We start from the raw sequence: 7587 nt of genomic DNA, 5'->3' as shown, positions 1-7587 counted from the left end.
TGTGTAGCTGCCTACCGTACCAGCCGGTACGTATGGCTTGCGTGCGATTTCCGCTTCAACTTCCAGTTGAATGATTTTCTCTTCCATGCGTTGGAAGCCACGGGATGCGTTGCCGCTTTCGATTACACCGTTGTAGGAAACCTGCGCCATTTGTTTTTTCGCTTTTGCAAGCTGAGCACGGGATACAAGCTCGTTGCGTTTGTTGCGCATTTTGTAGAACTCATCTTTCATTTCATGAAGCTGTTGTGTCAGTTCATCAGCATGCGCTTTGGCAGAAGCATATAAATCCGTATACTCAACAATTTTATCTTCATGGTACAATTTTTCTTCAACCGCTTGGCGGGCGATGGCTTCTTGGCCGTTTTTGATTGCTGTGGAAGCTTTCGCTTCACGATCAGCTACTAGACGAACGGACTCCTCAAGGCGTTGTTTCAATTTGCGCTCACTTGCAATTTGTCGAGCCACTGTTACTTCAGCCTGGGCAATTTCCTGCTCCATGTCGCGCAGATACTGATTTAACATAACGATCGGATCCTCAATTTTATCCAATACCTCGTGAATTGATGCTTTTGTCATATCCTTCATTCTTGTAAATACTCCCATGGTTTACACGTCTCCTTTTTTAATATCAATTGGTTGTTGTTGTTCAAAACGGGCGACTTTGGCTCTTAATTCTTCCACTTCTCTTTGCAGAGCTTTCTTCTCGATATCTTTCATCATTTCATCAATGTTATTGGTTTTGCTTGCCTCGTAAGGCGCGTTGTAGCCTGCATGATGCGGCGGCACGTGACCAGGGTGCGGCTTGTGAGCCGTCGTGTTCCAACCACCGTTGTACGGAGGGCGGGCATACGAGCCGGCATAAGGATCAAAAGGCGGATGCTCGTAGCCAGGCTCCTTCGGAATCACAATGGCGGCGATAAAGTAGATGAAAATGACTGTTCCACCTGTGAAAAATGTTGTGATGACCACTAGCAGTCTTAGTAATGTAGCATCAACGTTCATAGCTTCGGCGAGTCCGCCGCAAAGACCGGTTACTTTTTTATCTCTTCGTGAGCGGTATATTTTGCTCATGATTGTTTGTTCCCTCCTGATTCAGCCTATTGCGTAGCGCCTCAAGTTCAGCGTCTACAGCCGGATTGCCCGCACCGTAGTAGCTTTCGCGGCCCATACGCCGTACATCTCGGAGCGTTCTTGCATGAAGCTCCATATCGGATACGCGCTCTTCCAAGCGGCCGAACATCCGTGGTGACGCATCCTGCGACACGCTGCTGCGAGCATGCAATCTCTGCTGCAAGCGAGCGGATTCCATTCGGGCCAGGTAGTAGCTGCGTTTATCTGCCACTTCTTTGTAATCTGCTTTGAGCTGCTGCAGCTCTTCATCCAAGTCCAGGATGGATTGCTTGGCTTGCTCATACAATTCGCGATATTGCTCGCTTTTCTCCTCAGCTTGCAGCTTCTCTTGAAGCACAATCCGCGCCATATGTTCTTCGCCGGCTTTCAAAGCCAGGAGCGCTTGCTGCTCGCGCTTCTCTTTGGTTTCTAACGCCGTCAGATATTGCTGCCTTAGCGAAGCTGCGTGAGTGACGCATTGCTGGTACAGCCTCTCGGATTGCTGAAGCTGTTCGCGCTGAGCAGCTAAGTATTGGTCGATCAAGCGAACCGGATCTTCGGACCGTTCCAAATGTTCATTCAGGGATGCTACGGTAATGTCTCTCATACGCCTCAATAGGCTCATCTCTCATACCACCTTTTCCACTCTGTTTTGCCATCCTATTTACACGGTTCTTCTTGTCAACATCGAAACCCCGTAACCAATCAATCCAATCGCCAGAAGAATGATGATCCAGCCGGCTAATTTGCCAACCAGGATCACACCGCCGATCCCTGCAATCAGCCAACCGAATTTATTGCCATTCTGAATGCCAATATATCCTAGACCGACCATACCAATCGGGATCAGGTATCCCATCACCGAACCGATAAAGGGTCCCATGTGAAGTCCCAACTTGTTAAGCAGAATCAGTGCGCCGAATGCGATTAGCAGAGCGGCTAAGCCTGTATTTCTTTTCATGATTTCGTCACCGCCTTTCGTTATGTGCTGTGCTCTTGTTCATGTCTTTATTCTAGGTAAAATCGAGCTTTTCCAAAACGGACCGCGGACGGTATTTCATACTAGACCTTAGTCGGGGCGCATCTACGACCTCTGTTCAGACCGGAAATATTACGGTGGCAGATAGGCTGCCGTATACATACAATAACAAGTGAGTGGGAAGGGGGCCGAACCAATGCCTTCAGTGGTCTATGGCGGTGTCAAAATTCTAAGTGTGAACTCGGGTTCGAATGTCCAGTTTGGGGATACCGCCTTAATACGGCTGTCGAGTAATTCCAAGATCTATGCGGGCGCCAACTCATTTTCTCCGGGGGATAGCTTCGGAAGTGTCCAGAATGTCCTAAACGGCAGTGCCAATACGAGTGATCCGGATCTTATTGATACGAATACGAATAATGTGGTGTAACGCAAAAATGAACCCGGGAACAAATTCCCGGGTTCATTTCCATTAAGCCGCTGCCCTGCGCAACAAGCCATATGCTGCTAGCATATAAACCGCAACTAAAGGCACCATCCACCAAAATAGCTCCAGATAATGTTGGCCGATCCATGAAAAGATACTTCCCCACATTCCAAATTGGGATAGTAACATAGATCCACCAGTACCTATCAGAAAAGTTACAGCGAAAAAAATTAACATACCTAACGCTCCGAAACGCCTATGAATGCTGGAGGTGGCAAACCCCAGAAAGTACATTTGCAGCAGGAGAATCAAATAAATACCGAAAACTGCAATGGGCGAAGTATCTCCCAAAAAAGCGATTTTGAAAATATGCAAACGAACTCCCCATCCACCGGTACTTTCTTCAATGAATGACAAAATCATAAGCAGTGCCGCTGTACAAATGCTGTACAGGAAAGTCGTCAATGCTGTTCCGACGAAGTAATCCTTCCTACGGATGCTGAGTCCCAAAGCAAAAGGGAATGTATCTTTGATGGTTACGGCGCCTGAAACTAACGTGTAAATGAATATGGAAGCAAGGCCGCCTGTGTTCATCGTTTCTCCCTCATTCAGGGATAGTGCAATGAAAAAACTGATAACAAAGTTCAAGCCAAGAATGATCCATGGGACGACTAACCATGACATTTTATTCCGCATGTGAAGCTTAATGACGTTACTTACTCGATTCATACCCGCTCAGACCCCTTCCCCACAAGTGGTGTACGTGTCAGATGCACAATGAGCTGCTGCAGGGATACCGGCGCAAACTCCAGCCCTAGCGACTCCGCTTCTCTCCGATCATGATCCGTTAAAGTCCCCAGAATCGTGGCTGTTGCAGCAGCACCAATATACTGACGCTCCAGCACTTCCTTGTCTCTTGAGAATGCGTCGATCGCCGTAGCCAACCCAGATACTGTGCAAGCGCGGCCGCGCAGCGCATCCGCATCTTCATCGAGAATCAACTGTCCATTATCAATGACCAAAATATGCTCAAGCAGACGGCTTACTTCGTCGATCAAATGCGTAGACAAGATCACCGTACGCGGATACTCCGCGTAATCCTCCAGCAAGCGATCATAAAATAAGGCTCTTGCCACGGCGTCCAAGCCTAAATACGGCTCATCAAATATGGTTAACGGCGCGCGGCTGGCCAAACCAACCACAATACCCACGGAAGAAAGCATCCCTCTGGACAACTTTTTCACTCTTCTTTTCAAAGGCAACCGAAAATCTTCAATTAATGACTTGGCATACGTTTCGTCCCACTCCGGGTAAAGTGTTTTAGCAATCTCCATCACATCGGCAACACGATAACCCTCCGGATATCTCTGGCTTTCCTTAATGAAGCAAATTTGATTCAAAACACGGCTATTTTCATAGGGGTTTTCGCCAAATACCTTCAACTCGCCGCTGGTAGAAAACTGCTGGGCGGAAAGAATATGCATGATTGTAGTTTTCCCTGCACCATTTCTCCCCAGTAAACCATAGATTTTATTCGCTTCTATCTTGAAGCTAACCTGATCAACCGCCGTTACGTTCCTATAAGACTTCGTTAACCCGTTCACTTCCACGATGTGGGTCATCACACTTTCCCTCCTCTTCGCACCATTTCAGTTAGCTGTTCCACCGTGATACCTAGCTTTTCAGCTTCTTTCACCATCGCCACAACATACTGTTCATAAAATAATTCTTTTCTCTTCTCCATCAGCTTCGTTCGCGCTCCCTCCGCTACAAACATGCCAATCCCGCGTTTCTTATACAAAATGCCTTGGTCCACCAACAAATTAACGCCTTTCGCCGCGGTCGCCGGATTAATTTGATAAAAAGCTGCGAATTGATTCGTAGAAGGCACCTGCGATTCTTCCGGCATTCTTGCTTCAATTATGTCATCTTCAATCCGTTCCGCGATCTGCACAAAAATCGGGCGGCTATCGTCCATCGTCAAACCCATTTCCTCACCACCACATTGGTTAGTTACTCATGTAATTAACCATACAACCAAAGCACCCTATTGTCAACAGGCATTGTGTATTTTGGGCACCCTTTCAAACATAAATCCCCTGCAAACTGGGAATACCACTAGAAACAAACTGTCTTTCAACTACTCCATGAAAGGTAATTCGCCTATGTTTTTCTCTAAAATACGTCTAACTTTCGCTGCCCTGCTGCTCGTATCAACGCCAGTCACCGCCTATAGTGCGGAGTCAAGGACACAAGACGTGCAGCGTGCAAGCTACCTGGCCGAAAACCAAATAAATGAGGCTCCCTCTACCCTGCAGGGAGCCCCACTATTTTCCTTCTCCGTGCTTAGCGATACCCATATCGTAAACACGGATCAAGTATCCCAGCTGCTGCTCAGCCGCGCGCTGGCCGATCACCACAAGCTGCGCCCGGAGAGCAAGCTGCTGGTGCTCAACGGCGACCTGACGGGCGGCACCGAAGGCGACTATCGCAGCTTGATGGGGCTGCTCAGCAGCCAGCCGCATGCTCCTGTGCACGCGACCATGGGCAACCACGACTACTACGGCGTATGGCGTACGCCGGAGGGTGGCATGGATACATCGAAGATGAATCCAGCCTGGTCCAGTAAACAAGCGGTCGCGTTATTCGACCGCGTGTGGGGCTACGACAAGCCGTACCACGAGCTTATCGTGGAGGGTTACCGCTTCCTCTTCCTTAGCGGGGAAGCGTATCGTGACGTGAACGCCTCCTATAAGGAGGATGCGTTCCTCTCGGCCGAGCAGCTCGCCTGGCTGCGCGATCGGCTTGCCGTCGCGGGCACGGCGGATGCCGGCAAGCCCGTGTTCGTGTTCCTCCACCAGCCGCTGCCGCAGACGCTGGATGGGACAGACCGGGAGCTGGGCGTCGTCCAGCACCAGGAGCTGCGGGCGCTGCTGGATGAGCACCCGAATGTTATTTTGTTCAGCGGCCATACCCACTGGAACCTGGAGACGACCAACCAAGTCAAGCAGCTGAAGTTTCTGGCCGCTTCCAGCGCTTCCATCCGCGAGGTATGGAACGCGCAGAACGAACCGGAGACGATTGGCGTCAGCCAGAGTCTCCTCGTGGACGTCTACAAGGACCGCGTGGTGATCATGCGTCGTGAGCATACGACGAAACGTTGGATTGAGCCTTCCATCGCGAAAGGCTACGACGTCAAATAAAAAAAGCCGCACTCCCATATCCCGAATCAACGGGAAAGGAGTGCGGCTTTTGTATTCGATTAGTTCGTTGCTGCCGAAGTAGCAGCTGCTGCTGCTTCTTTGGCAGGTTTGCCCTTAGGGCCAACAGGGCCTTTTTGTTCGACTTGTTTTTTGATGCTATCCGTCAAACTGTCTTTGATTTTGCTGATCAGATCATCTTCGCTGATGCCTTTGGCAGAAGCCACGTCAGCAATGGATTTCCCTGCTTCCAGCTCCGTTCTCAGTTCATCTTGAGTAATGCCCAGAATCTGTGTCAGTGCTTCAGGGTTGCCGAACATTCCAGGACCTCCAGGACCGCGGTGATCACCGCCTCTGCCTTCAGGTCCGCCTTCTGGACGAGTGTTTTGCACTTCTTTCGTAATGCGATCGGAAAGGTCAGCCAGCATTTTATCCGCTTGCTCTTGTGTCAGCTTGCCAGCTGTAACTTCCGCGTTAATCGCTGTTGTTTCAGCAGCGACTAACTTCGCCACGAAGTCCGCTTCTGTCAGGCCTTTTTCAACTGCGAATGCTGATAGAGTTTTGCCTGCTTTTAAAGCTTCTTGCACAGCGCTTGGCTCAACGCTAAGGATGGTAGCCGTTTCCTCAACGAGTTTGTCGCCACCAGGTCCTCTTCCACCTCGGTCGCCGCCCGGGAAACCACCCGGGAAACCGCCTCCGAAGCCGCCTTTGAACCCTGTTCCGTCGATTTGCTTCGTTAATCGGTCAGAGAGACCGGAGATAATTTTGTCCGCTTGCTCTTGCGTCAATTTACCCGCAGTTACTTGATCCGTGATGGATGTTGTCTCCGCTGCGACCAGCTTTTGCAAGTAGTCTTCTTTCGTCAGGCCTTTCTCTTCTGCGAATGCAGCCAATGTTTTGCCTGCTTTCAATGCCTCTTGCACAGCGCTTTCCTCAACACCCAGGATAGTTGCTGTTTCTTTCAGCACGTTCCCGCCGTGGAAGCCGCCGCGATCTCCGAACCCTTTTCCTCCTTTGCCAAAGCCTGCTTTTTGACTCATGTCGTTTGCGGAAGGGCTTATCGTATCTGCATAGGCTTGATTATGTAGGGCTCCAACAAAACCAACACCAAGTACAAAAGAAGCGATCAATGAACCTGTAAGAATTTTTCTGGAGATATTTTTCATCGTGTGTTCCACCTTTTCTTTCAATTATTTTTTTGTTTGTTCCTTACAAAACCTAGTATAGATGCCTTACCTGAATTACATCTGAGTACAAACTGAATGTTGGTTGAGAAGTATCTGAGAATTGGCTGAAAAAGGAAACTGATCACCGCATGCTCATTTGGTGAAAAAGTGCATGGGCAGACTCTGTAGGGGAACTACAGAGCGCTATTCTGCGTGGAATCCGTGTTTTGACTAGTCAAAGGGAACTGGGGGGCGCTATTTTAGCGATATCGGCTTGTAGGTAAGCTTTGGAGGGGAAATAGAGCCCTGTAGTTCCTTCAAAAGCTGGAATGAGTTCATTTCGCTCAATTAAGGCCCTGTAGTTCCCTTCGTTTCAAGCTCGGGACTGCTGGCGAGGGCGAGTTCTGATTCTGGTTCTGGCTCGTGTGCGGCCGGGATTGGGGATTGGAGGAGTCTCAGGGAGAGTGGCGTTAGGGGCGGGCTGATTGGTGAGCGGCTATTGGTGGGATTCAGGCACTTTAACTAGCTGACTACTTTTGGTGCGATTCAGATACTTAACTAATTGGCTACTTTTGATGCGATTCAGATACTTAACTAGTTAGCTACTTTTGGTGCGATTCAGGTACTTTAACTAGTTAGCTACTATCGGTGGGGTTCAGGTACTTTAACTAGTTAACTACTATCGGTGGGGTTCAGGTACTTTAACTA

10 protein-coding genes are annotated in these 7587 nt (G+C 49.2%); 2 read left to right on the top strand and 8 right to left on the bottom strand.

Annotation, left to right across the window (positions count from 1 at the left end; all coding sequences use genetic code 11):
• From PCH02S_RS34980 to PCH02S_RS34965, 4 genes are all read right to left on the bottom strand, one after another.
• Nucleotides 1-603: PspA/IM30 family protein (locus PCH02S_RS34980; RefSeq protein ID WP_164819848.1), on the bottom strand; the 603-nt coding region annotated here is incomplete at its 3' end.
• A 3-nt stretch (nt 604-606) separates the two neighbouring features.
• The gene (locus tag PCH02S_RS34975) at nt 607-1071 is read right to left on the bottom strand and encodes a PspC domain-containing protein (RefSeq protein ID WP_127458723.1); all 465 of its coding nucleotides are present in this window, start codon (nt 1069-1071) and stop codon (nt 607-609) included.
• Nucleotides 1040-1735, bottom strand: coding sequence for a PspA/IM30 family protein (locus tag PCH02S_RS34970; RefSeq protein ID WP_127458722.1), 696 nt, complete (start codon nt 1733-1735; stop codon nt 1040-1042). Before PCH02S_RS34970 ends, PCH02S_RS34975 begins: the two co-directional genes overlap by 32 nt.
• Before the next feature lie 39 nt (nt 1736-1774).
• Nucleotides 1775-2071, bottom strand: a complete 297-nt coding sequence (locus PCH02S_RS34965) for a LiaF transmembrane domain-containing protein (protein ID WP_127458721.1) — start codon at nt 2069-2071, stop codon at nt 1775-1777.
• A gap of 214 nt (nt 2072-2285) precedes the next feature.
• Here PCH02S_RS34965 and PCH02S_RS34960 point away from each other — a divergent pair, with 214 nt between their 5' ends.
• Nucleotides 2286-2516 carry a spore germination protein gene (locus PCH02S_RS34960; protein WP_127458720.1) on the top strand — a complete coding sequence of 77 codons (231 nt, stop codon included), beginning with the start codon at nt 2286-2288 and terminating at the stop codon, nt 2514-2516.
• A 42-nt stretch (nt 2517-2558) separates the two neighbouring features.
• Here PCH02S_RS34960 and PCH02S_RS34955 read toward each other — a convergent pair whose 3' ends face one another.
• The 3 genes from PCH02S_RS34955 to PCH02S_RS34945 are packed head-to-tail and all read right to left on the bottom strand — an operon-like array spanning nt 2559 to nt 4503.
• Complete coding sequence (locus PCH02S_RS34955; protein WP_127458719.1) at nt 2559-3242, bottom strand: hypothetical protein; 684 nt, start codon at nt 3240-3242, stop codon at nt 2559-2561.
• Nucleotides 3239-4135 (bottom strand): ABC transporter ATP-binding protein, encoded by an 897-nt coding sequence (locus tag PCH02S_RS34950; RefSeq protein ID WP_174806860.1) that lies wholly within the window; start codon nt 4133-4135, stop codon nt 3239-3241. The genes PCH02S_RS34955 and PCH02S_RS34950 overlap by 4 nt, the downstream gene beginning before the upstream one ends.
• On the bottom strand, nt 4135-4503 hold the full coding sequence (locus PCH02S_RS34945) for a GntR family transcriptional regulator (RefSeq protein ID WP_127458717.1): 369 nt from the start codon (nt 4501-4503) through the stop codon (nt 4135-4137). Before PCH02S_RS34945 ends, PCH02S_RS34950 begins: the two co-directional genes overlap by 1 nt.
• Nucleotides 4504-4771: 268 nt before the next feature.
• Between PCH02S_RS34945 and PCH02S_RS34940 the strand changes: the two genes are divergently transcribed.
• The gene (locus tag PCH02S_RS34940) at nt 4772-5716 is read left to right on the top strand and encodes a metallophosphoesterase family protein (protein ID WP_164819847.1); all 945 of its coding nucleotides are present in this window, start codon (nt 4772-4774) and stop codon (nt 5714-5716) included.
• 59 nt (nt 5717-5775) lie between these two features.
• Here the strand turns inward: PCH02S_RS34940 and PCH02S_RS34935 are convergent, their stop codons facing one another.
• Nucleotides 5776-6879, bottom strand: a complete 1104-nt coding sequence (locus PCH02S_RS34935; protein ID WP_127458715.1) for a hypothetical protein — start codon at nt 6877-6879, stop codon at nt 5776-5778.
• Between the last annotated feature and the right edge of the window lie 708 nt (nt 6880-7587).

The sequence above is a fragment of the Paenibacillus chondroitinus NBRC 15376 genome (assembly GCF_004000765.1).
GTDB lineage: Bacteria > Bacillota > Bacilli > Paenibacillales > NBRC-103111 > Paenibacillus_E > Paenibacillus_E chondroitinus.
This window is presented reverse-complemented; position numbering and strand designations above follow the sequence as displayed.